This window comes from Sneathiella sp., from assembly GCF_041689005.1.
Taxonomy (GTDB): Bacteria; Pseudomonadota; Alphaproteobacteria; order Sneathiellales; family Sneathiellaceae; genus Sneathiella.
In genome coordinates, this window is record NZ_JBDNHC010000001.1 from 1 (window position 1) to 24,558 (window position 24,558).

22 protein-coding genes and 1 pseudogene are annotated in these 24,558 nt (G+C 54.5%); 15 read left to right on the plus strand and 8 right to left on the minus strand.

The window, feature by feature from the left end; all coding sequences use genetic code 11:
- The coding region (locus ACESNI_RS00005; protein WP_373083687.1) for a DDE-type integrase/transposase/recombinase at nt 1-346 on the plus strand (346 nt) is incomplete at its 5' end.
- Between the two features lie 101 nt (nt 347-447).
- On the opposite strand, the gene ACESNI_RS00010 is transcribed toward ACESNI_RS00005, so the two are convergent.
- Together ACESNI_RS00010 and ACESNI_RS00015 are read right to left on the minus strand one after the other, a co-directional pair.
- The gene (locus ACESNI_RS00010) at nt 448-2,064 is read right to left on the minus strand and encodes a class I adenylate-forming enzyme family protein (RefSeq protein WP_373083689.1); all 1,617 of its coding nucleotides are present in this window, start codon (nt 2,062-2,064) and stop codon (nt 448-450) included.
- On the minus strand, nt 2,061-2,792 hold the full coding sequence (locus ACESNI_RS00015; RefSeq protein WP_373083691.1) for a GntR family transcriptional regulator: 732 nt from the start codon (nt 2,790-2,792) through the stop codon (nt 2,061-2,063). The genes ACESNI_RS00010 and ACESNI_RS00015 overlap by 4 nt, the downstream gene beginning before the upstream one ends.
- A gap of 157 nt (nt 2,793-2,949) precedes the next feature.
- Here ACESNI_RS00015 and ACESNI_RS00020 point away from each other — a divergent pair, with 157 nt between their 5' ends.
- From ACESNI_RS00020 to ACESNI_RS00040, 5 genes are read left to right on the plus strand one after another with little or no spacing between them, the layout of a single operon-like run.
- Complete coding sequence (locus ACESNI_RS00020; RefSeq protein WP_373083693.1) at nt 2,950-3,939, plus strand: ABC transporter permease; 990 nt, start codon at nt 2,950-2,952, stop codon at nt 3,937-3,939.
- Between the two features lie 56 nt (nt 3,940-3,995).
- Nucleotides 3,996-5,015 carry a sugar ABC transporter substrate-binding protein gene (locus ACESNI_RS00025; protein WP_373083695.1) on the plus strand — a complete coding sequence of 340 codons (1,020 nt, stop codon included), beginning with the start codon at nt 3,996-3,998 and terminating at the stop codon, nt 5,013-5,015.
- Between the two features lie 50 nt (nt 5,016-5,065).
- Nucleotides 5,066-7,252 carry an ABC transporter permease gene (locus ACESNI_RS00030; protein WP_373083697.1) on the plus strand — a complete coding sequence of 729 codons (2,187 nt, stop codon included), beginning with the start codon at nt 5,066-5,068 and terminating at the stop codon, nt 7,250-7,252.
- Nucleotides 7,236-8,348, plus strand: coding sequence for an SMP-30/gluconolactonase/LRE family protein (locus tag ACESNI_RS00035; protein WP_373083699.1), 1,113 nt, complete (start codon nt 7,236-7,238; stop codon nt 8,346-8,348). Before ACESNI_RS00030 ends, ACESNI_RS00035 begins: the two co-directional genes overlap by 17 nt.
- Nucleotides 8,345-9,874: a sugar ABC transporter ATP-binding protein gene (locus ACESNI_RS00040; RefSeq protein ID WP_373083701.1), complete on the plus strand. Its 1,530-nt coding sequence runs from the start codon at nt 8,345-8,347 to the stop codon at nt 9,872-9,874. Before ACESNI_RS00035 ends, ACESNI_RS00040 begins: the two co-directional genes overlap by 4 nt.
- A gap of 182 nt (nt 9,875-10,056) precedes the next feature.
- On the opposite strand, the gene ACESNI_RS00045 is transcribed toward ACESNI_RS00040, so the two are convergent.
- From ACESNI_RS00045 to ACESNI_RS00070, 6 genes are read right to left on the minus strand one after another with little or no spacing between them, the layout of a single operon-like run.
- A complete protein-coding gene (locus ACESNI_RS00045; RefSeq protein WP_373083703.1) occupies nt 10,057-10,839 on the minus strand; it encodes an SDR family NAD(P)-dependent oxidoreductase in 783 nt (260 codons plus the stop codon).
- Entirely contained in the window at nt 10,836-11,141 is a 306-nt protein-coding gene (locus ACESNI_RS00050; protein ID WP_373083705.1) for a hypothetical protein, read from the minus strand. The genes ACESNI_RS00045 and ACESNI_RS00050 overlap by 4 nt, the downstream gene beginning before the upstream one ends.
- Nucleotides 11,138-11,368, minus strand: coding sequence for a hypothetical protein (locus ACESNI_RS00055; RefSeq protein ID WP_373083707.1), 231 nt, complete (start codon nt 11,366-11,368; stop codon nt 11,138-11,140). The genes ACESNI_RS00050 and ACESNI_RS00055 overlap by 4 nt, the downstream gene beginning before the upstream one ends.
- Entirely contained in the window at nt 11,361-12,089 is a 729-nt protein-coding gene (locus ACESNI_RS00060) for a GntR family transcriptional regulator (RefSeq protein ID WP_373083709.1), read from the minus strand. Before ACESNI_RS00060 ends, ACESNI_RS00055 begins: the two co-directional genes overlap by 8 nt.
- Nucleotides 12,086-12,937, minus strand: a complete 852-nt coding sequence (locus ACESNI_RS00065) for a 3-hydroxyacyl-CoA dehydrogenase family protein (protein ID WP_373083711.1) — start codon at nt 12,935-12,937, stop codon at nt 12,086-12,088. The genes ACESNI_RS00060 and ACESNI_RS00065 overlap by 4 nt, the downstream gene beginning before the upstream one ends.
- A gap of 1 nt (nt 12,938) precedes the next feature.
- Nucleotides 12,939-14,033 carry a phosphotransferase family protein gene (locus ACESNI_RS00070; protein ID WP_373083713.1) on the minus strand — a complete coding sequence of 365 codons (1,095 nt, stop codon included), beginning with the start codon at nt 14,031-14,033 and terminating at the stop codon, nt 12,939-12,941.
- Between the two features lie 165 nt (nt 14,034-14,198).
- Here ACESNI_RS00070 and ACESNI_RS00075 point away from each other — a divergent pair, with 165 nt between their 5' ends.
- The 9 genes and pseudogenes from ACESNI_RS00075 to ACESNI_RS00115 all read left to right on the plus strand — a co-directional run bounded on the left by ACESNI_RS00075 (nt 14,199) and on the right by ACESNI_RS00115 (nt 24,446).
- A complete protein-coding gene (locus ACESNI_RS00075; RefSeq protein WP_373083715.1) occupies nt 14,199-15,446 on the plus strand; it encodes an acyl-CoA dehydrogenase family protein in 1,248 nt (415 codons plus the stop codon).
- A gap of 101 nt (nt 15,447-15,547) precedes the next feature.
- Nucleotides 15,548-16,237 (plus strand): annotated as a pseudogene (locus tag ACESNI_RS00080) (IS6 family transposase); the annotation flags it as partial.
- A 314-nt stretch (nt 16,238-16,551) separates the two neighbouring features.
- Nucleotides 16,552-17,391 carry a transporter substrate-binding domain-containing protein gene (locus tag ACESNI_RS00085; RefSeq protein WP_373083717.1) on the plus strand — a complete coding sequence of 280 codons (840 nt, stop codon included), beginning with the start codon at nt 16,552-16,554 and terminating at the stop codon, nt 17,389-17,391.
- Between the two features lie 104 nt (nt 17,392-17,495).
- Complete coding sequence (locus tag ACESNI_RS00090; protein WP_373083719.1) at nt 17,496-18,242, plus strand: amino acid ABC transporter permease; 747 nt, start codon at nt 17,496-17,498, stop codon at nt 18,240-18,242.
- Between the two features lie 9 nt (nt 18,243-18,251).
- Complete coding sequence (locus tag ACESNI_RS00095; protein WP_373083721.1) at nt 18,252-19,124, plus strand: amino acid ABC transporter permease; 873 nt, start codon at nt 18,252-18,254, stop codon at nt 19,122-19,124.
- Nucleotides 19,125-19,139: 15 nt separating this feature from the next.
- Complete coding sequence (locus ACESNI_RS00100) at nt 19,140-19,886, plus strand: amino acid ABC transporter ATP-binding protein (protein ID WP_373083723.1); 747 nt, start codon at nt 19,140-19,142, stop codon at nt 19,884-19,886.
- A gap of 26 nt (nt 19,887-19,912) precedes the next feature.
- Entirely contained in the window at nt 19,913-21,166 is a 1,254-nt protein-coding gene (locus ACESNI_RS00105) for a sarcosine oxidase subunit beta family protein (RefSeq protein ID WP_373083724.1), read from the plus strand.
- 47 nt (nt 21,167-21,213) lie between these two features.
- A complete protein-coding gene (locus tag ACESNI_RS00110) occupies nt 21,214-21,471 on the plus strand; it encodes a sarcosine oxidase subunit delta (RefSeq protein ID WP_373083728.1) in 258 nt (85 codons plus the stop codon).
- A complete protein-coding gene (locus tag ACESNI_RS00115; RefSeq protein ID WP_373083726.1) occupies nt 21,471-24,446 on the plus strand; it encodes a sarcosine oxidase subunit alpha family protein in 2,976 nt (991 codons plus the stop codon). The genes ACESNI_RS00110 and ACESNI_RS00115 overlap by 1 nt, the downstream gene beginning before the upstream one ends.
- Nucleotides 24,447-24,558 lie beyond the last annotated feature (112 nt).

The window sequence follows — 24,558 nt, forward strand, 5'->3', positions numbered from 1 at the left end:
AATGGTTTTCCTTAAGAAAATAATGAAACGGTATGGGAAACCTCGTATCATTGTCACAGATAGATTACGTTCATATCGTGCCGCTATGAAGACAATTGGAAATGCCGAAGTTCAAGAAGTCGGTCGGTGGAAGAACAATCGTTGCGAAAACTCCCACCTACCATTTCGGCGACGAGAGCAGGCGATGCTGCAATTCAGGCACCTGCGAAGTTTGCAGAAATTTGTCTCAATCCACGCATCTGTCCATAACCACTTCAACCATGAACGCCACCTAGCCAGCCGAGAAGAATTCAAGCTTCAGAGAAATGCCGCATTGGTTGAGTGGCAGCAACTTAGCGCAGCATAATAGCGGTACGTTTGTGCCATTTTGCGCCATACGGAGACGAGGTCGCATTCGTCTGACAGCACCTAAATATTGGCAGCGCTGAACTACATTTCCCTGACTGCTCAGAACTGGTTCTTTAACAGATGCTTCTGGACCTTGCCATTAGCGTTGCGAGGGAGCGGCGTATTTAGCGCGGTAACGGTCTCTGGCACTTTGTAGTCGGACAATCTCTCCGTGCAGAAGCGGCGAATGGACTCTGTGTTGACGGTGTGATTTTCGTACGGGACGACGAAAGCGTGAACTTTTTCCCCCAGCACCGGGTCTGCCCGGCCAACAACCGCGCATTCCAGCACATCCTCATGGTGGTTCAGGACATTCTCCACCTCGGCACTGAATATCTTCAAGCCGCCACGATTAATCATGTCCTTTTGGCGATCGAACACACGCACAAAACCGTCGGTATCGATCGAACCAATATCGCCCGATCGCCAGTAGCCATCCACAAATTCGCTGGCGTTTGCTTCTGGGCGGTTATGGTATCCGGACACGACCATGGGACCGGCTATGAGCAGTTCGCCTGGTTCGCCAGGAAGAAGATCGTGTCCCGCTGCATCCACCACCCGAACCGCACCGCAGGGAACGACCTGCCCGACACTGTCCATATGATCACGCCAAGCGGAAATCGGCATGATGGTCGTCGGCGAAGTGGTCTCTGTCGCCCCATATGCATTTATCAGCGCGAGGTTCGGCAGCTTTTCGTGTAGCTTTTCGATGGTTGCTTCTGGCATTGGTGCGCCACCAAAACAACCAACCCGCCAAGCCGAGAGGTTCACGTTGTCGAGACCCGCGTTCATAGTGACAAGGGTGTAAATCGTAGGGACCAAAATAGTGAAGGTGATGCACTCGCGGCTGGCGAGTTCGAGAAAAGCGTCTGTTTTGTAGGCTTGACGCATCATGACGATAGCCCCGCCAACGCATAACGTGGCCAACGATACGCCGACAAGGCCGGTTACATGGGACATTGGAACGGCGACAATCGCTTTGTCCTCATGCGTTAATCCGAGGCACCGGGCAAAAGTTAAAGAGGAATGAACGATGCCCAGATGACTGAGCATGGCGCCTTTCGGCTGCCCTGTGGTCCCCGAAGTGTAGAGAATGACGGCCGTGTCTTCTTCGTTTATCGTGACCGGCTGTGGCTGCCGATGGTCGGCTAGAAGGTCGGCAAAGGAGCGGGCACCGCGAACAATGCCCTCCATTGTAATCACGTGCTCCACAGTGGGAACGGTTGCAAGTTCGGGAATAATGCGCGCGAGTTCATCATCGAAAATGATGCCTTTTGCCCCGCAGTCACTTAAAAGGAATTCCAACTCGGGTTGCTGCAGGCGGGTGCTGAGCGGGACGGCAATCACCCCGAGACGTGCACAGGCGAGCACAATCGCCAGATATTCCCAGCGGTTGAAAAGTAAAAGTGCAATGCGGTCGCCTTGCCTGAACCCGAAATGCGCTAGACCGGCAGCAATTCTAGCAACTTCCGCATCTAGTTCGCGGTAGCTAAGGCGCCGCCCTTCGATAACGGCTGGACGTTCAGGAAACTGCGCGACTACGTCGGCGAACATCTGTGCTAATGTCGCAGGACGTTGAGAAAAGCACAGTATGCGGCGCCCATCGAAATACACTTCTTCACGCAGGCTTCCGCAGAGCTGCTCAGCGCTCCAATACTGATCCTGCGGTCTGTTCACGTTAGTTCCGTTGATGTTTTTTCCTCAGCCGAAAGTCTGTCGACAATCACCTGTCCGCCTGTAAGAATGTCATGTTGAATCGCATTCCGCGCCTGTTCGGGGTCGTGGCTGCGGAGCGCATTGATAACGTGAATGTGTCCGTGTATCTCACCATGGAAGGGGCGCTGCCCGCCGTCATAGAGGTAGGCGAGAACAGGGCCAAACTGGATCCAGAGATTTTCCACGATGCCGAACAAGGCTTCCGAGCCCGACAACCGACAAAGCGTGAAATGAAAATTCTCATTCTCAGTTAGTGCGGCTTGATAGTCATTTTTCTGCTCGATGGCCCTATAGTTTTCGTGAATCTGCTCCAGCACCGCAATGTCTGCTTCAGACGCTCTGATAGCCGCGCGTGCCGCACCTTCGCCTTCGTTGAGCATCCGGATGTCTCTTATCTCGATGCAGCGTTCAAGCGTCACTTTGGGAACAATGACCGTGCCGCGTTCGTCGAGACTGAGTGCGTGCTCGGATACTAGCCGCAAGAGCGATTCACGAACAGGCGTCACGCTGATATTGAGCTCATCGGCGACTTGGCGCGCCACCAGCTTTTGCCCCGGACGGAGACGGCTGTGCATCAGCGATCCGCGAATAGCAATATAGGCGCGCTGGCTTAGACTGTCGCGCGAGATTGGACCGCCAAACGCGCCGGATCCTTTTTCTCCACTTGCCTCAGTTGACAAAATCGGCATCGTATTTTCTCCTTTACGTCTGATGTTATAACAAATATGTTGCAATAAACAATACTAATAGTTACAACAAATATGTTATATCAAGAAACGCTGGTCGTTAAGTTCGGTCGTGGATTTGTTTGGCTAACGGCATCTTTAAGGGGGGGAGGCTTTGGAGTTGACGCAAAAACACGGCGGGAAGGGTTATAGTCCACCGAACCAGGCGGTCCTCATCCTTGTACTGACAGGGGGAATTTTCGTATTGCTGAGTGTCTTTCTGGCCGGCTTCTTGTCGGTCGGAAACCTGTTTACGCTCGCACGTAACGTTTCAATCCTGGGGATCCTCGCCCTTGGTATGGCCGTTGTCGTCATCGGACGCGGCATTGATCTGTCGCAAATCGCCATCCTTGCGGTTTCCTCGGCAATTGCAGTTACGCTAATAAATACCGGTATGCCGGTGTCCGTAGCGCTCGTGGTTGGCCTGTTCCTTGCGGTGTTTATCGGTGTGCTTAACGGCTGGCTGGTTTCAGTTATTGAAATCCCGCCGCTTTTTACAACTCTGGCAACCAGCCTTCTTGTGGTGGGCGTTACGAGAGCTCTCGTTGTTCCGCACTATCAGGTATTTCTGCAGCCGGGACATGAACTGCTTCAGGCGATTGGCGGCGTTATCGGTTTTGGTCTGCCGGTTCCGGTGATTGTATTTGTGGTTTGCGCCGTGTTCGTACATTTGTTTTTGTCATACACGGTAATCGGCCACTTTATTTATGCCCATGGTGACAATTCGGAGGCTGCACGACTGACTGGCATGGCCACTCGTCCCCTCACGATGATCGAATACGGTCTGTGCGGTGCAACCGGTTATATCGGCGGGATCGTCATGGTGTCTTCGACATCGCTTATGCACCTTCAAATCGTTGAATCAACATTGATTTTTGACGTTATTCTCGTCGTTGTGCTTGGTGGGGTCAGTTTGGTTGGCGGACGTGGGAACGTTCTCAGCGTCATTGCTGGCACACTGCTGATCGGGGTGCTGCTCAATGCCATGACGATTGTGAATCTGGATCTTCAGACACAAAACATCATCAAGGGTGCGGTGCTTCTGACTGCCATCGTCTTGGATAGCTACGTTCATCCACGAAATGAGGAGACTGCAAAACAGGGTGATTAAAAACCTGGCCGTATTTCAGCGGCTTCAACAACCATTCAACGTAAAGGGAGAAAACTATGTCAATATTTTCCGGAAGAGCATTTGCTGTTAGGGCGGGGCTATGTTTAGCCGCCGTTGCAGCGATGACAATGAGTATGGCTTTGCCGTCGCAAGCAGCGGATCCACGCCAGCAACTTCATGACGATTTCACGGCAGCCACCGTGGGAAAAAAGATCGCCTGGGTGCCTGTCTGGCTTGGCGTTTTGGAGTCAGAGTGGACCCGCGTGATGAAGGAAAATTTTGAAGATAAGGGTATCGAATTCGTGATGCGTGATCCGAACTTCAAATCGGACGTGCAGCTACAGGCCGTCAGCACGCTGATCAACGAGAAGCCTGATATTCTTATCGTGCAGAACCCAACCACGACGCTGCTTGCGCGTGAACTTAAACGGGCGATGAGCGAGGGCATCAAGGTCATCCAGGTCAATATGTCTTCGAATACGACGACTGATGCTTATGTCGGTGTTGACGTGCCGAAGATGGGCCGTCTGCTCGCCAAGGAGGCTTTGGCTGTATGTGGCGGCGGCAAGGGTTCCGGTAAGGTGGCAATCCTGCAAGGCGAGGCTACCGCAGCTTACTCTCTCGATATGACCAATGCGGCCACTGAAACGCTGGAGAAGGATCCATCGATCAAGATCGTATCCTCGCAACCGGTCAATTGGGACGCCAACAAAGCATCGGAAGTCATGACGAATGTGCTGCAGCAGCACCCCGATTTGTGCAGCATCATCAGTGTCTGGGGTCCGCAAACTGCGGGCGCGGCTCAAGCCGTCAAGAATGCAGGCCTGCAAGGCAAGGTGAAGATCTTTGTTGGGAGTGATGGCCAGCCTGCAGACTGCGACATGATTGACCAGGGGCTCTATACCAAGAACCTTTCATACACCGCCAATCTGCAGGGCGAACAGATTGTCACAGCGGCGTTGGCTTTGCTGCAGGACCCACGCCCTGCTGGTTCGACCCACTATGCCTTCTACACGACCAACTATTGGGTCAGTGGGCCGGAAGATCGTCGTTACTGCTTCACGGTGTCTAAGTAGTTTTTCACAAATGACGCAGCAGCGCCACCGCCAGGTGGCGCTGCCAGCCGATGCTGAACCCACCTGACAAGGATGATTTCATGCGACGTATCTGGTACCGGCTCTCGCCTCAAATGCTGATTGGCGAACTACTTGAAAAGCGCTGGATGGAACCAATTGTTCCCTTCGCGCTCATGCTGGCAATGTTTGCTGCGTTCCTTCTTGCCATCCCGGATTACGCGTCAGTGGTCCAGATACAATTGTTAATGCGTAGTTTCCCCGAGCAGGCTTTCGTGGCTATCGCTATGGCAATTTCCATCCTTTCGGGTGGTATCGACCTTTCTGTTGGCGCGGTCTTTGCGATGGCGAACTTTCTCGCCCTTTATCTCTTCCTCGTTCAGGAGTGGTCTCTCCCGTTGGTGCTCGCTGGTACGCTGGCCTGGGGTGTGCTGATCGGCGCTGTAAACGGCGGTCTTATAGCGTACGCAAAAACGCGGCCGTTTCTGACGACGATGGTGGTTTTAATCATTGTCCGCGCCGCCTATAACAAAGCAACGATTGCCTATTCGGCCCAGCTAGCAAGCGGTTATGTGGAAAACGCGGCTTGGGACTTTATTGGTATTGGTACCGCTGGGGGTATCCCCTTCAATATGGTGTGCCTAATCGTTATAGGCCTAGCCACTCATATATATCTGACGCGTATTCGCTCGGGTGTGCACATCATGGCAGTCGGCTCCAGCCGCAAGGCTGCGCGCCACGCCGGAATTAACGTCAAGTGGTCATTGTTTCTGGCATATCTACTGTCCGGCGTGCTCGCTTCATTTGCCGGATTCCTTTATGCTGCGCGCCAGAACAGCGCCGGTACAGATACGGGCGTCGGCTGGGAGGTCAATGCGCTTGCTGCCGCTGTTGTCGGAGGCATCAGCCTGTCTGGCGGGCGCGGAACAATCGCCCGTGCCATGATCGGCGCGACAATCATCTTTCTGCTGATTAATGGGCTGGTGCAGTTGGGTACGCATGGCAGTCTCACCACGGCTGCGATCGGCTTCATTCTGCTTCTTGCAGTCGGTTTCAACGTCAAGTTCGTGAAGCACAAGAGCACCATCCTGCAAAAAATGTATGTCTCACCGACATTAGTCAACTTCAAGGAACCGCCGTCGATTGAGCGCGGAAGCGGCAGCGTTTTTGCCGAAAATGACCGGTTGCTCGCGGTTGAGCCTATTGGGCTCGGCAAGATCGAGGGGCCGGAGGATGTCATCCTCGACCGATATGACAATCTCTACACTGTTAATCGCAACGGCTCGATCATCCGCTTTCTGGCGCCCGATTACGAAGTCCGTGAGGAGTTCGCCCGGATTGGTGGCCGGCCGCTCGGCCTGGCCATGGACAAGGATGAGAATATCCTTGCCTGTGTTGCTGGCATGGGTGTTTACGGCGTTAGACCTGACCGCTCCATCTTCAAGGTCACTGACGAAACCGCCCGCACCTGGTATCGGTTTAAGGACGATTCTCGTATCCTGCTCGCTGACGATCTTGATATCGCCCCCAGTGGTCTGATCTATTTCAGTGATGCCTCAACGCGTTATGAATTGACAGATTGGGCGCTTGACGGTTTTGAGGGACGCGGCAATGGCCGCCTGCTTTGTTACGATCCTAAAACCAACAAAACCACGACCGTTCTTAGTGGCCTGGCCTTCCCGAATGGCGTCTGCGTTTCGCATGACGGACGTTGTGTCTACTGGGTCAGCACCTGGCTTTGCCGCATCTACCGCTATTGGATTGAAGGCGAGCAAAAGGGCACGCTCGAGATCATGGTCGACAACCTGCCAGGCTATCCCGATAACATCAATCGCGCGTCTGACGGCACATACTGGCTGGCATTCGTGGGTATCCGCTCACCGGCCTTTGACCTTGCCATGGAAGATCCCGCGTTCCGCGTCCGCATGGTTAAGCAGATCCCGCCTGACGAGTGGCTATGCCCGGGGATCAACTACGGCTGCGTCATCAAGTTTGACGACAATGGCAACGTGCTGGAATCCCTCTGGGACCCGGGTGCGGAGAACCATGCAACAATCACCTCCATGCGTGAACACAAGGGTTATCTCTATATCGGCGGGTTGGAGAACAATCGTATTGGCCGCCTGAAGCTTCCTGACGCAGATCAAAATTGGACTAGTTGGGACTCCTATTACGCCAAGGATTTGCAAGTGGCTTCAGACGTCAAAACGATGGAGGTCGATCATGTCGTTGATTCGTGACATTCTCGACCGGGTTTTCTTCCCGAACAGAGACGTCCACGCGATTTCTTCGCTCGATGGTGGGTTCTCGCCAAATCGTCGCCTGGACGATGCTGAGATAATAGCTGATCTGCCCGGCGTGAATGGGGTGTGCATCGGGGAGAATGGCTCGGTCTACGCGTCATCCGGAAACCAGATCGTTTGCTGGCCAAATGGGGACTTTTTGAAAAGCTCAACCTTCGCCGAGTTGGACGCTCTTGTCGGCAGTCTTGCGACCCATCCGGATGGTCGCGTGTTCGCTGCCGTCTCGGGACGTGGTATTGTTGCGCTGAACGGGGAAGGGCAGATCACTGGTCGCCTTGAAATAGTGGGTGACACGCCGCTTGAATGCGTGACGGCGATCGCGGTTCTGCCCGATGGTTCAGTTGCGATTACAGATGGATCGCGGCATTATGCGGTTGAGGGCTGGCTTCAAGACCTTATGGAGAAACGTATCGGATCGGGCAGGCTAGTGCTTTGCAATGCCGATCTTTTGTCCGCGCGAGTTGTCTGTGACGGGTTGTCTTGGCCTGCAGGGATCGCAACCGCCTCAGATGCGCTCACACTTCTGGTGACGGAGGCATGGACGCACAGGCTGTTGTCAATCGTGGTCGATACCGGCGCCCAAACTGTTCTGGTCAAGAATTTTGCAGCCTATCCCGGTAGAATTACACCATCATCTTCCGGTGGTTTCTGGATCGCATTCTTTGCTATGCGCACACAATTGATTGAATTCGTTCTGCGTGAAGATGCTTTTCGCAATCGAATGATGCGATCTGTGGCACCGGATCTCTGGATCGGGCCCTCGCTTGGCGACCATTTTGACTATCGCGAACCGACACAGATCGGGCGCATCAAGAAACTTGGGATTCAAAAACCCTGGGCGCCACCGCGTTCCTATGGCCTCGTTGCGCGCATTGATGCCGCAGGCACCGCGGTAGAGAGCCTGCATAGTCGTGTTTCCGGGACAACGCACGGCATCATGGATATCGCTGATACTGGCGGGCAACTGATTGTCGCTTCCAGGGGCAATGGTAAGCTGGTAAAAATTGAACTCGAAAGAGGTAAGGCGTCATGACGAAAATGGGAGCGGAACCGATTCTCCAGATTATGGCCGGAAGCAAGGTCTATGGAGGCGTCCACGCCATCGATCAGGTCGACTTCGACGTCAAGCCGGGCGAAATTCATGCGTTGCTCGGCGAGAACGGCGCAGGTAAATCGACGCTCTGTAAGGCGATTGCCGGCGCGGTGCAGCTTTCGTCGGGAGACTATATTCTAGATGGTCAAAATGTTTCTTTTGCATCGCCTGGAGACGCGCTGAAAGCCGGCATCGCAATGGTTTACCAGGAAACCAGTCTTGTGCCATCGATGACCGTTGCCCAGAACCTCGAATTGGGGATGGAGAAACTTGTCACTGTTTATCGCAAGATCAATATTGCCGCACAGCAATCACAGCAGGCGTTGAACTTCAACGTCGATCCACTGGTGCTTGTCGAAACGCTCGGCACGGCCAAGCGGCAGATGGTGGAGATTGCCCGCGCGGTGCGCCACAACGCCAAGATTATTATTTTCGATGAACCGACGGCGAGTTTGACTCCAGAAGAAATCCAGCACCTGTTCCATCTGCTCAGACGGCTGCGTTCTGAAGGCGTCGCCATCATATTCATCAGTCATGCGCTTGAGGAGGCGCTGGCCATTGCCGACCGCATAACGGTTCTTCGCGACGGCAAACTGGTTGCCACTCAGCCTGCAAGCGAATTGGATCGTGCGAAGGTCGTGCACATGATGGTTGGGCGTGAGGTTTCGGCTATGAGTTCGGTGAAAGCGGAAGTATCCGCACGCGGACCTCGACCTTCCGCTACGGTGGAACGGCGTAAAGTGTTGTCGATTGAAAATGTGACGATGGGCGGCGTGGTCAAGAATATGTCCTTCTCGGCCTATGCCGGTGAGGTTGTTGGCATGGCGGGCTTGGTTGGTGCCGGACGAACCGAGGTCGCACAAATTATATGTGGTGCGCGCAAGCGCAACTTCCTTCGTGGCGGTCTCATCACGCTTAACGGGAAGCCAATCCGCTACCGCGTGCCGCGGCAAGCAGTCAGGGACGGTATTGTTTACATCACCGAAGACCGCAAACTCGATGGGTTTTTCGAGACAATGACGGCCGACGACAACATTTATCTCGGTTATCTGGCTTCACCGAAAGGCAAGCGGTGGTTCTACTCTATGGAGGAACGCAAAGCGGTTGCTGACCGTTGGGTCAAGGCGCTGTCTATCTCGGCACTGAAGCGAACGCTGAAGATCATTGAGTTCTCGGGAGGCAACCAGCAGAAGGTGGTTGTGGCGAAGTCACTGGCACAGGAACCGCAAGTCGTGATCTTCGACGAGCCCACGCGCGGTGTGGATGTGGGTGCGATCCCCCAAATCCATGCAGCCATCCGCGAACTGGCGGCCCAGGGCAAGGCGGTGATTGTTATCTCGTCTTATTTGCCCGAAATACTGGCTGTTTCGGACCGCATGCTGGTCGCGCGTGGCGGGCGTATCGTCGAAGATATGCCGCGCTCCGAGGCGACGGAAGAAAAGATCATGTATGCCGCCATTCATTAGGCTCAGGATTCACCAATGTGGCGGGAATGATCGGAATGAATTTATGCGGATACAAGGAGTGATCTGGCGGGAAGGCCAAATCCTTTCAAGGGCTATGGCACTGTAGGCGGAGCAAATCCAACCGATCCGAAGGACGCCTGATCTTACGCCGAGCTGTGTCGTCATAATCCTTGACAAGGGGACTAGGTGTTCAGGCTTCGTTGCAGCTTGGCCATTCCGCCCAGCCAGCGGTCATAGTCAGCGACTTTGCCCCGCATGTATTTGGCCACGTCTTCGTGCGGCAGGATTAGAAACTGGTCTGTTTCGAGCGCTTTGATGGTGAACTCAGCCACGTCTTGGGCCGACATGACCCCATCCATGGATTGCGGTCCTTCGGGCAAGCCGTGGAGCATAGGCGTGTCGACACCCTGCGGGCACAGCGCAAAAACCTTGATGCCATCGTCCCGATGCGTGATGGCAAGGTTTTCTGCAAACCCGATGGCCGCATGCTTGGTCGTGCCATAGGCCGCACTTCCGATCTGGTTCAAAAGACCGGCGGCTGAAACTGTTTGCAGGAACGCACCACCGCCGCGCGCTTTCATTAGCGGCACAAGAATCCGCGCAGCACGGACATGCGCCATGACATTGATTGCCCATGCGCGGTACCAGAGCTCATCGGAAGCCGAAGCGGCATTGATAAAGCTGGAATCAAACCCGGCTGCGATACCCGCATTGGAGCAAAAAAGATCGATCGGGCCAATGTCGCGTTCAACCGTTTCGATGAGGTTCTTGATTTGTCCGGCATCTGAAATATCGCAAGGAATGGCTGCGGCGCCGATAGCGTCCGCGACAGCGCGCGCTCCCTCGTCATCGATGTCCGAGATAACGACCTGCAGCGCTCCTGCTGAGGCAAATGTCTTGCACAGCGCCTTGCCAATGCCACTTGCGCCACCGGTAACGACAACGATCTTACCTTCAATGTTCATGGGTTTTCGATCCTTAATATCGTGATACCACCATCAACCACGATTGTCTGACCAGTTTCGAATAATCCGGCTTGCGATGACAAGAAGATTGCGCTACCACACGATTTCGTCAGAGTCCGGTCATCGCCATTCGCCGCGGTGATTTCAGCGGTAACCGCTTCGCAAGCGTCAGTCTTTTGCGGTGAGATGACCACGCGCATGCCGATTTCCGCCATATGTATGGCGATTGCGCGGCCGATACCCCAGAATGACCCCGAGATAATGGCACGAGCGCCCGTTGAGTCATCGAACAGACCGCTCATTCAAAGATCTCGAAAAGACCTGCAGCCCTCATGCCACCATTGTCATACTTGGTCACTACGCTGTAGCGCGCCACGTCTTCGATCTCCTTGGGATCGATTTTCGCGCGGTTGGCCACGGGAGTGAGCACATGAGCGGATAGCGTTTGCGGCTGGGTATTATTGAACAACCCGTGATAGGCCGTGCTTAGTGGCGTTCTTGCAGTTGATACGATTACGGCTTCACGCATGGTTGAGATCCTCATCTTCGAATTGTCGTTGCTGATTTGTTGCATCTGGCGCGAACGTCGAATCCGGGATGTTGTTCAATGCCTCGCTGACGCGCCTGATATGCTTTTGCGCCGCCGCTTCTGCTGTTTTTTTGTTACCGGCCAATATGGCTTCCGCCATGACGCGGTAGTCGGCAAAACGCTCGTTTTGCGGCTGCTTCAGATGCGTCCGGATAAGGTGTACCTGGAATCCCGGCATAAGCCGCTCAAGCTCACGGTTGCCTCCGGCAATGGTCATGGCGCGATAGAATTGGTTGCGCACTCTTACAAATTCAAAAGAGTCCGGCGAGTCGACGAAAGTCATCAGATTTTTATGCGCCGCTGTGAACTGTTCTCGCGCTCCGAGCAGGTCCATGTTCGATGCGGCAAGGCGCGCAGCCAGCCCGATGGTGATTTCCAGAAGTTGCAGGACATCGCGCGCCTCTGAACGAGAAAGGTGGCGTATATGCGCGCCACGATATGTTGTCTGCGTTGCCACGCCTTCGGCCGCCAGTCGCTTGATCGCTTCACGGACGGTGCCACGGCTTACAGCATAGCGTGACATGAGATCGGGTTCGATAAGACGCTGCCCGGCAACAAACTGACCTTCATATAGCCCCTGGATAATATTCCGCACGATCTGGTCGGGTGAACTCAATCGCGCTTGCGAAGGGCGGCTTGTCATTTTGGTTGCCTTGTTCATTTGCGCCAGCCTCTGCGTCCGCGCCCACCGACATAGCCTGCCTGAACGCGCTGTTTGAGAAGCGGCCTCGGTCGGAATCGTTCACCGTATGCATCGAACATAATATTTTGTGCCTGAAGGCAAAGGCTAGATGTGGTCGCGTCCATCAGTTCGAAGGGGCCCATCGGATGGCCCAGACCGAGACGGCATGCAAGGTCGATATCCTCCAGCGTTGCAACTTCTTCTTCAACGAGCCGCACAGCTTCGATCATCAGTACATGCAGTAGCCGATTGACAGCAAAGCCGGTGACGTCTTTTACGCGGATCGGTTGTTTTTCGATCGACAGGCAAAGTTCCAGCGCTTCCGCAACTGTTGCCGCGGAGGTTTCTGCGCCCGGGATTACTTCCACGAGTTTCATGCGCGAAACCGGCGAAAAATAGTGTGTTCCAACAAAACGGCTGCGACGCGCTTCCGAGATATAGGAGGCAAGCACGGTAATTGGGATTGTCGATGTGTTGGTTGCAATCAGACACCCTTCACGGCAGATCACATCGAGCGACCTGAGGACCTCAGCCTTGACGTCTTCACGCTCGAATACGGCTTCGATGACGACATCGCGGTCGGAGAAATTTTGCAGATCTCCGGTCGTGCGTATTCGGGACATGGTCTCTGATAGCTTCGACTCCTCGTAGAATCCACGGGAAACGCCCTTTTCGTATAGCCGGCTTATGCGTTCGACAGCATGGGCGAGAACGTCTTTTGCCGTATCGGCAAGCAGGACGTCGTGTCCGTTTACTGCATGTACAAAGGCAATCTCTGCGCCCATGAGCCCCGACCCGACGACCCCGATCTTTGCTTTGTCTATCATCTCAGCGGCTCCCAATCTTTGTTGCCAATTCGACTGCAATTTCGGCAATTGGCTTTGCCTTCGCGCCCACCTCGTCGGCATCTGCGTTTGATGCAGTGCCCTCAAGCGACCGCTTCGCGATGCCCTGCATGATCGACGCGATGCGGAACATGGAGAGTACGAGATAGAATTCCCAGTTCTTGGGATACTCGAAACCCGTTCGTTCGAGATAGCGCGCGAGATAGGCCTGTTCGTCCGGTATTCCCGCTTCTTTGAAATCAATCCCCGCGAGCCCCCGAAAAAGCTCTGGGGCTAAACGCCAACTCATCATGTGATAGGCAAAGTCGGCAATTGGGTCTCCGAGTGTGGATAGTTCCCAGTCGAGAACAGCAACCACACGTGGCTCCGTCGGGTCTATGAGCACGTTATCTAGCCGATAATCTCCATGCACGAGGCGTGTCGGATTGTCTTTCGGCATGTTGTGTGGCAACCAGTCGATCAGCCAGTTCATGGCGGGATTAGGGTCGATCTCGGAAGCTCGGTATTGTTTGGTCCAACGGGAGACTTGGCGTTCCACATAAGCGCTATGTCGACCGTAATCAGCAAGGCCGACTGCGTCTATATCGATCGAATGGATATTTGCGATCATTGCATTCATAGAGTCGAATATCGCTGCGCGTTGGTCTCGTTCCAGACCGGTAAGGCGAGGATCCCACAGTACGCGCCCAGGGACGAAATCCATAACATAAAACATCGTTCCAATAACGCTTTCGTCTTGGCACAACGCCCACACCTTCGGAACCTGTACTTTGCTGGTCTGCAGGGCCTTGAGGACGCGATATTCGCGATCCACTGCGTGAGCCTTTGGCAAGGTAGGGCCTACCGGTCTGCTACGTAGAACGAGATTCATTGAGGGTGAATGCAGCAAGAATGTCGGATTGGATTGCCCGCCAGATATCCGATCAAGCCGAGACTGGCCACCATAGCCGTCGATATTTTCGGCTAGCCAACGGTCAAGGCGGATTTTGTTTGGCATCCACTCCTGTGCGTTGCCATAAGCACTGACGCTGGTCACTGCGATCCCCCTTCCAACCATTCCTATAAGCAATTCTTTCATAGCTCTTAGGAGCCTGAGACGCGCTCGTCAATTAAAATCATCAGACGATTTCGTTTTACCACTTTCTATTTTTAGGAATGGATAGTATAGACAGCATCCAATCTGGCAGTCGCCAACAACGTAGTTTACCGGGGCAATCACCGGTGAAAAATGGAAGGTAGTCAAATGCTGAATAAGTCGTCGCGAGTGCTAGAACTCGAAAAGAAATTGCTCGAATTCATGGATCGCTACATCTATCCGAACGAACTACGATATTATCAGGAGGCCGAACAGCTCGGCGCCTGGAAGGTCTATCCCGTCGTGGAAGAGCTAAAGCCGATTGCTCGTGAGCAGGGGCTTTGGAACCTTTTTCTGCCCGATAGCGAACACGGCTACGGTTTGTCCAATCTCGAGTATGCCCCGCTGTGCGAAATAATGGGTCGGTCGCACCTTGCTCCCGAAGTGTTCAATTGCTCGGCTCCCGATACGGGCAATATGGAGGTGCTGGTCCGTTATGGAACTGAAGCGCACAAAGAGCGCTGGCTCAAACCGTTACTCGCCGGCGAAATACGATCCTGCTTTGCCATGACGGAACCAGCGGTGGCATCGTCTGACGCCACGAACATCGAAAGCTCGATCGTGCGCGATGGTGATCACTACGTCATCAATGGCCATAAATGGTATACGACCAATGCGACCGATCCCCGCTGCAAGATTGTGATCTTCATGGGCAAGTCATCACCCGACAATGAAAACCGCTATGAGCAGCAATCGATGATTCTTGTGCCGATGGATACACAGGGCGTGACGGTGAAGCGGCCGCTGCCGGTGTTTGGCTACTATGGCGTGCCAGATCGTGCGTCGGAGGTGACTTTTGAAGACGTCCGCGTTCCTGTCGAAAACATGCTTCTTGGTGAGGGGCGCGGATTTGAGATCGCGCAAGGGCGGCTTGGACCTGGCCGTATTCACCACTGCATGCGGTTGATCGGCCTCGCGGAACGTTCGCTCGAGAAGATGTGTGTGCGGACGTCGGAGCGGGTGGCCTTTGGCAAGAAGATAGCCGAACAAACGGTTACCCAGGAGCGTATTGCAGACTCCCGCATTGCGATCGAGCAGTCACGGTTGCTCACCCTGAAGGCGGCCCACATGATGGATACTGTTGGCAACAAAGCCGCTAAAGCCGAAATCGCGATGATCAAGGTCGCGGTGCCCAACATGGCGTGTAAGGTAATCGATTGGGCGATCCAGGCGCATGGTGGTGGCGGAACATCGAATGATTTCGGTCTGCCGATAGCTTACGCGACGGCGCGCTTGCTGCGGTTGGCCGATGGTCCGGACGAGGTGCATCGAAACCAGATTGCGCGCCTCGAACTGCGCAAGTATACCAAACGTGTGCTAAGCGGAACGGGAACCGAAGATATACCGAGGCATTGAGGTGGTTTGTTTTCGATCCTGTTTGTGCTTCCGGGGGGGCAGAAGAAAACTGCCAGATGAGCATTTGCTCGTCGACTAGCCTCCGAGCATGAAAACAACCGTTTCGCTATTTCAAAACTTCACCCGAGATCATCCGCCTAGCGGTGATGATGTACGTCAGGTTTCCCCTTTCGCTTCGCAATGTTGAGGATTTGCTTCACGAACGCGGCATCGACATTTGCCACGAGACTGTGCGTTATTGGTGGAACTGGTATGGTCCGTTGTTCGCAAGTGAAATACGTAAAAAACGTAATTATCCCTTCCAGAATCATTCCAACTGGCGATGGCACCTGGACGAAGTATTTGTAAAGATCAATGGAGAAACGCATTATCTGTGGCGGGCGGTTGACCATGAGGGCGAAGTGCTGGAAGCCTTTGTTTCCAAGCGGCGAGATCGTAATGCTGCATTGAAATTCCTCAAGAAAATCATGAAGCGATATGGAAAGCCACACGAAATAGTAACGGACAGATTACGATCTTACCGCGCTGCGATGAAGATAATTGGCAATGAAACAGCACAAAAGGTTGGCCGATGGAAGAACAATCGCTGTGAAAACTCACACTTGCCATTTCGACGAAGAGAGCAGGCGATGCTGCAATTCAGGCGCCTGCGAAGTTTGCAGAAATTTGTCTCAATCCATGCATCCGTCCACAACCACTTCAACCATGAGCGCCACCTAAACAACAGAGAAACATTCAAGCTTCAGAGAAATGCCGCACTGACCGAGTGGCAGCAACTTTGTGCGGCATAGTAGGGGCACCGTTATGCCATTTTACGCCATACAGAGACGACGTCGCATTCGTCTGACAGCACCGTGTCAGGCTCGACTCTGAGGATTTCTTTGGAACCTTTGGTAAAGCTAATGGGTTCGTCGGAAATTTTAATTGGTCCTAATCGTTAAACGACTCTAGCCTTTTGCGAACGGAAAGTCCTATCTTGAAACGTAAAATACAGGTGGCGACTGCAAATCAAAGCTCACGACTTAGTCGCGTCCGAAATGTCAGCCCGCCGGAGTCAATCAACTTTGATAACTACTAAAAATTCTTAACAGGAGGTACAGCTACGATGATCAAGACCGTAACCAAAGGATCAGTTATAGCTCTGACAGGGCTGTGTGTATTGGTAAGTTCGCATATAGCGAAGGCCGACGCCGCTTTTGATAAATTCAAGGAACGTGGGGTAATCTCGGTTTGCAGTAAGGTCGACTATCCGCCATTTGGGTTCCGCAGCACCGACGGCACGCCGATCGGCCTGGAACACGATTTAATCGCTGACGTGCAAAAGCGTTTGGAGAAGAAGCTCGGGGTCGAACTGAAAGTTGAGCCGGTGCCAGTCATCGCAGCAAATCGAATTCAATTTCTGGCTGGCGGTAAGTGCGATCTGCTGATCGCCACCATGACGGACAAGCCGGAGCGTCGGCGTACTATCGAAATCATTGAGCCGAACTATTATTCTTCGGGTGTTAACATTTTGGCCCGCAAGTCGGTCGATATCAAAACGTGGGACGACATTAAGGGTCAGCGGATGTGCTCCAGTCAGGGGGCCTTCTGGAATAAGGACATGCAGCAGAAATATGATGTCGAGCTGCTGACCTTTGCTGGAATAGCCGAGACCGGGCAGGCGTTAATGGACGGTCGTTGCCTAGGCCTGCTGACCGATGACTCGCTGGCCGCTTCACGTCTGTCACAGGAACGTTGGAGTAAGGACTATGAAGTCAAGGTTGACACAATCATGGATGCGTCATGGGGCGCGGCCATTCAGCAAGGCAACCCTGACTTTAAGGCTTTAATGGAAGAAGCCATCAAGGATTGGCACGGCTCGGGTTTCATCCTCGACCTTGAAAAGAAATGGGAAATAAAGGCGACGCCATTCGCCATTCGTATGCATGAGAAGTACAAGGGCTAATAGCCGACGTATCTATCTGGACATCCGCCACGGTCAACTCGACCGTGGCGGTTCCCCTAGGTGGGGCAGAGTTTCTGCTCTTGACCTTTGTTGTGGAACCCTAAATGGAAAAAATTCAACATTTCTTTCTGTGGCTGTACGATGAATACGGCATCAATTTCATTATTTTTTACGATCCGTGGGAATTCGACAGGTATCTCAAAGGTTTGGCGACGACGTTGGAACTGTGCGTAATCTGTGTTGTGCTTTCCGTTGTGGTTGGCGTTGTCGGAGCCTGGTTGCAAGGCTCTCGTTTCGCACCCGTTCGCTGGGCTATCTATGCCTATATTCAATTTTTTCGTAATACGCCACCATTGGCGCAGATGTATTTCTTTTATTTCGGCCTCGGTTCGATCATGCCGAAATACACTAACGACATGGGTCTGATGCAACCGATGATGGGGAACTATCAGTGGGCTATCATCGCCCTGACGTTGTTCGCAGGTGCCTTCAACGTCGAAATTTTCCGCTCCGGGATTGAGGCTGTGCCAAAGACCACCGTCGAGGCGTCTAAATCCCTCGGTTATAGCCGCTTGAAGTCCTACATCTACATTTTGTTTCCGTTGGCGATGCGCATCTGCATGCCGTCACTGACTAACAACCTGGTCAACCTGTTGAAGTCGACATCGATCGCCTACGCCATCGGTGTTACCGAGGTGCTTTATGTCGCAAATCAGATTTGGGCCGTCGAATCCAACGTGCCGGAAATGATGAATGTCGTGCTGGTCACGTACCTTACGATCGTTAGTGTGTTTGTTTGGATGATGAGTCGTATCGTCAAACGCATGCGTATTCCGGGTTACAACTGGTAGGGGCCGCCGATGCACGTCACAAAAAATGAAAATGCATGGGGCGGGCATCCCGTTCTGCATCCGATCGGCAGGGGCGGACGGTTGTTTTGCCGGTTCACCGGCATTCCTTATGTCAACCTGACCTGGTGGCACGGTGCCATCATCGTCGCAACGCTGCTTATGATGGCCAGCGGCGCTGCGGCACAATACGGCAACACGACCGAAAACATTCTGACGACCATCATCAAGTGGACACCGCTGATGCTCGAAGGGTTCAAGATGAACCTGCTGATGAGTGTGGTTGCCATGAGTGTCGGCACCATGATCGGTGTCGTGTTAGGGCTCTGTCAGGTGTCGCTGATCCCGCAGGTTCGTACAAGCTCTTGGTTGCTGACGCAGTTACTGCGTAATAGCCCGTGGCTGGTGACGCTGTTCTACGTGATGTACATCATACCGTTTGAGTTCCACATTGGCGGCGTTCTGATCATCCTGCCGGATTGGATCAAGGCGACGTTCGGTTTGTCGTTGCCGGTGTTGGCGAACGTCTCGGAAATTGTCCGCGGTGGTGTGCAATCGATCCCGGAAACGCAATGGGAATCAGCGCGCTCACTTGCTTTCTCACGCGTGCAGACACTTTGGATGATCATTATACCGCAGTGCATGAAACGGATGCTGCCGCCGTGGATGAATTTGTATGCCATCGTCACCATGGCAACCGTTCTGGGTAATATTGTTGGCGTATCTGAGGCACTGACCATAACCCGGGACATTCTAGCCGCCGAGGGTCGGAACGAGCTTCTGCTTCCGATGTATGGATACGTTCTGTTTCTCTTTTTCATCTATATCTACCCGATTTCCCGCGTGACCGTACGTCTTGAACGCAAATGGGCTGTCGACACATAAAATGAGGCTTTGAACATGAAAGTGATTTCCACAGAAATACAGGTCTCCATTAAAGACGTGCACAAATCCTTTGGTACTTTCGAGGTGCTGAAGGGTGTGTCGATGGATATTCACGAGGGCGAGGTCGTCTGCATCATCGGTCCGTCAGGATCGGGAAAATCAACGCTTCTACGCTGTATAAACGCGCTGGTGCCGATCAACAGCGGCTCGATCAACGTTTGTGGTATTGAGGTCAACGACGAGGATGTGGACGAACTGTCACTTCGTCGTCACGTTGGCATGGTGTTTCAAAGCTATAACCTTTTCCCGCATCGCACTGCATTGCAGAATGTGATGATGGCACCAATCCATGTCCTCAAGCAGAACCGTGACGAAGTCGAGGTTCGCGCCCGCGAGCTTTTGGCCAAGGTGCGTTTGTCGGAAAAGGCGGACGCATATCCAGGCGAATTGTCCGGGGGGCAGCAACAACGCATCGCCATCGCCCGCAGCCTGGCAATGCGCCCTGACGTTATGATGTTTGACGAGGTGACGGCCGCTCTCGACCCGGAAACCGTGAAGGGCGTGCTGAACACGATCCGCGAGTTGGCAGAGGAGGGCATGACCTGCGTGCTGGTGACACACGAAATGGGTTTCGCCAGAGAGGTTGCGGACCATGTCTATTTCACCGATCACGGCGTCATCGTCGAACGCGGGTCGCCAGACGAACTGTTCGGCAATGCTAAAGATCCTAGAACACAGGATTTTCTCAGTCAGATTCTCTAAACGGGGATCGCGAGGTAAGAAAAGATATGCGATATTCATTTTTTTCGCTGGCCCGTAACGCTCTGGCCGGCCATAGTCTCTGGCCTCCAGCATGGCGTCCGGCCAAGCCGAAAACGGGATACGATGTAATTATCATCGGTGGTGGTGGGCATGGTCTGGGGGCGGCGTATTATCTGGCCAAACGTCACGGCATCAAAAACATCGCTGTCCTGGAACGGGGTTGGATCGGCGGCGGTAACACTGCGCGCAATACGACGATCGTTCGATCCAACTATTTCCTGACACCGAATTCGAATTTCTACGAGCACTCGCTACGTCTGTGGGAAGGCCTGACTGAAGAGTTGAACTTTAACTTAATGTTCAGTCAACGTGGTGTCGTGAATCTGTGCCATTCACAGGCCGAAATCGAGTCGTTCGTTCGGCGCTATAATTCAAACCGGCAAAATGGCGTCGATGGAGAACTGCTGAACCGCGATGCCGTGCGACGGATGATCCCGGCGCTCGACATGTCTGAGGATCACCGCTTTCCGGTCCTTGGAGCGGTAATTCAGCGCCGCGGCGGCACTGCACGTCATGATGCCGTTGCATGGGGGTATGCTCGCGCTGCGGATGCGTTGGGGGTAGACATCATCCAGAACTGCGAGGTGACAGGAATACGCACACAGGCCGGTGCGATCACGGGCGTTGAAACCACACAGGGCGATATCTCCGCTGAGAAAGTTGGCATCGCCGTCGCGGGGCATACCAGCCAGCTGGCAGCAATGGCTGGCGTGACGCTACCTATCGAAACGCATCTGTTGCAGGCCATGGTCTCCGAGCCAGTAAAGCCGTTTCTGAACAGTGTTGTCTCGTCGGGCACCCACCATGTCTATGTTAGCCAGACCGACAAGGGGGAACTGGTCATCGGTGGTGGGCTGGACGGGTACAACTCATATTCCCGGCGCGGCATGTACTCACGTATAGAAGATATCACAGCGGCGGCGGCGGAACTCTTTCCTCGCATCCGCTCTTTGCGTCTGATGCGTAAGTGGTCTGGGGCGGTCGACATGACCATGGACGGCAGCCCGATTATCGCAAAACTGCCGATCGATGGCCTCTATCTGGATGGTGGATGGTGCTACGGCGGTTTCAAGGCGACGCCGGCCGCGGCGTGGTGCCTTGCACATACAATAGCAAACGACGCGCCGCATGACCTGAACCGCGCTTTCTCGCTTGAGCGATTTCGAACGGGCCATTTGTTGAATGAACGTGGTCAAGGTAACCGGCCTGGCTTGCATTAATGGGAGTCGACAAAAATGCCCTCACATTTTGAAAGATCGAAGCGATGATGGTCATCAAATGCCCATTCTGTGGTCCGCGTGCCGATGTGGAATTTGTCTACGGCGGTGCGGCCGGATTGACGTGTCCGCCCGATGACGCAGGTGATACGGCGATGACCGACTATCTCTATCGGCGTGAAAACCCCATCGGCCCGCATCGTGAATTGTGGGTGCATCGACACGGTTGCGGCATTTGGATTGAGGTTGAACGTAATACTTTGAATCATGTGATCACACGTACTGGCCCGGTGGGGGAGACCCGTTGATGAGGCGTCCTACCAAAGAGGACGTTGGTGCGCTGATCGATCCGCATACAACCCTCGACTTCACGTTCGACGGCAAGCAAATGACGGGTTTTCAGGGTGATACTGTTGCCTCGGCGCTGCTTGCGAATGGCATCGATCTGGTCGCCCGTAGTTTCAAATATCATCGCCCACGAGGCATCGTCAGCGCCGCTAGCGAAGAGCCGTCGGCCTTGATGACCGTTCGTATCGATGGTCTGGAAGAGCCGAACACGCGCGCGACGCAGGCGTTGTTGCAGGACGGCATGGCTGTTCAGAGTCAAAATCGTTGGCCGTCGTTGGAGGTAGACGTATTTGGAGTGCTAAACTCGGCGTCCGCATTCCTGCCGTCAGGGTTTTACTACAAAACATTTATGGCGCCGAGTCGGGCATGGCCGTTTTACGAATGGGTGATCCGCCACATAGCTGGCCTCGGCAAGGTGCCGGCGGAACCACCCACGGGCCGCTACGAGCGGACATTTGCGCATTGCGATGTGCTTGTTGCCGGTGGTGGCGCCGCCGGGTTGGTGGCTGCGTTGTCGGCGGGCCGCGCTGGAGCGCGGGTGATCATAGCCGAGGAGCAAAGCCATCTCGGTCTAGGCCTGTTGCCTGAGACAGGCACGATTGATGGTATGAAACCCTGGGACTGGGTTGGCAAGGTGGTGGCGGAACTGACGTCGATGCCGAACGTGCGCGTCTTGCGTGCAACAACGGTCGTGGGCCTATACGACCATAACATGGTCACGCTGGCGGAACGCTTGCCCGCTTTGAACACGGCAGAGGCGCAGCCCCGTCAGAGGCTTTGGAAACTGCGCCCTCGGGAAATCGTTCTTGCCATCGGCTCGATCGAGCGGCCCGTACTATTCGAGAATAACGATCGACCGGGGGTGATGCTTGCCAGTGCGATCGAAGCATATGCCGACCGCTTCAACGTTCTGGCTGGCCGCCGCGCGGTTGTCGCCACCAGTCACGACGGAGGGAGCCTGACCGCCCTGAGATTGAAGAAACACGGTATCGACATTGCCGCAGTGGTTGACAGCCGGAACGCTATCTCGGCGGATGTAGCCGCCGCTCTCAAGGCCCAGGATATTCGATGTGTCACGGGTGCCGACGTCGTCGCAGCTACTGGTCGCCGCCATGTCAACGGTGTGCGTGTTCGCCTACGCTCTGGCGACGTGGACATGGACATTGATTGCGACCTGGTGGCATTGGCGGGAGGCTGGAGTCCGAATGTGCATCTTTTTGCACATACCCGGGCATCGTTGGGGTATGACGCTGATCTCGGTGCGTTCGTGCCGGGGGAGGCGCCGCTACATGTGCATAGTGCAGGCGCCTGCCACGGTGTCTTTGGGCTTGCCGATGCGATACGCGACGGTCTCACGGCAGGGCACAACGCTATCGCCGCCTGCGGTCTGACGCCAGCTGATGTCGTGATGCCGGATATTACAGGGGGCCACGAATTTCAACCTCGTCCGCCTGTCGGTTTGCCGCAAGGCCTAAACCAAAACCGCGTCTTCGTCGATCTTCAAAACGACGTGACTGTCGCCGACATTCATTTGGCAACGCGAGAAAATTATGGCGCCGTTGAACACCTGAAGCGTTACACGACCCTTGGCATGGGGACGGATCAAGGCAAACTGGGGAATCTCAACGGACTTGCCGTTCTCGCGGATATTCGCGGTGTGGAGGTCGGTGATCTGGGTACGACCACGTACCGGCCACCCTATACGCCGATTACCTTTGCCTCGGTGATTGGCGGCGACAAAGGAGAGCAGAACCATCCGACCCGTCGCAACGCCGCGCATCGTTTACATGCGGAAGCGAATGCCCATTGGGTGAACGCGGGCCTTTGGAAGCGACCGCAATTCTATCCGCAGGCGGGAGAGTCCGACCTTGAAGCCGTCAACCGCGAGGTACTGTCGGTGCGTGCGTGCGCGGGCATCGTCGATGTCTCGACGCTCGGCAAGATCGATGTTCAGGGACCGGATGCGATCGAGTTGTTAGAACGCGTTTATATGAACGGCTTCCGTACTTTGCCAGTGGGCAAGGGACGCTATGGGGTCATGCTCCGAGACGATGGCATGATCTTCGACGATGGCGTTACCATGCGGATCGGCGAAACGCACTTCATCATGAGCACCACCACCGGACAGATCCAGCAGGTGGTCGAACACTTAACCCGGATGCTGGCGACGGAATGCCGGAATCTGGACGTGTTTGTCACTAACGTGACAGAAAGCTGGTTTTCGTGCGCCTTGGCCGGCCCGGATGCGCGGCGCGTTCTGAAAGGTGTAACCGAAGGTATCGATCTGTCTCCGACCGCGCTGCCGTTTATGGGTTGTGCCGAAGGGGTGGTTGCCGGGCTGCCCGCACGGCTGTTCCGCATAAGTTTTTCGGGGGAATTGTCTTATGAAATCAACGTGCCGAGTGATTGCGGCACGGCCCTCTGGAAGCGCCTATTGGCGCATGGCGCGGATCTGGGTTTGAAAGTCTATGGCGTCGAATCCATGGGAGTGATGCGGGTTGAGAAAGGCTATTTCGTGGTTGGGCGCGAAGCGGATGGGCGCGTGACGCCGGATGACTTGGGCCTTGGCCGCATGGCGAGCAAGAAGAAGTCCTATATCGGTTCCGCCGCATTGAATTTACCGGCGTTGAAAGAGCCGGGCCGGCGGCAGTTGGTCGGTCTGGTGCCCGTCGCGCCGGGTATCAAGGTGCCCCGTGGTGCGACCATCGTGGAAAAAGGTGTGCATGAGGGCGGCGCTCCACCTATCGGGCACGTCACCTCGCAGGTCTTCAGTCCGTGCCTGGGTCATGGGGTGGCGCTGGCGCTGGTTGCCGGGGGCAGAGCCCGGATGGGGGAGCATCTGACCGCAGCATCGCCGTTGGAGGGAGGCGACGTGGTGGTTGAGGTCGTCGATCCGGTATTCATCGATCCAAAGGGGGAGCGTCTCAATGAGTGATGACGTAAGTATGGAAAGTCCGCTTTTCGGTTTCGAATATGCTGCGCCGGCATCGGGGTCAGCCAGTGTGACACTCCGCTCGCTTGACTTCCGGGGTAAACTTATTCTGCGC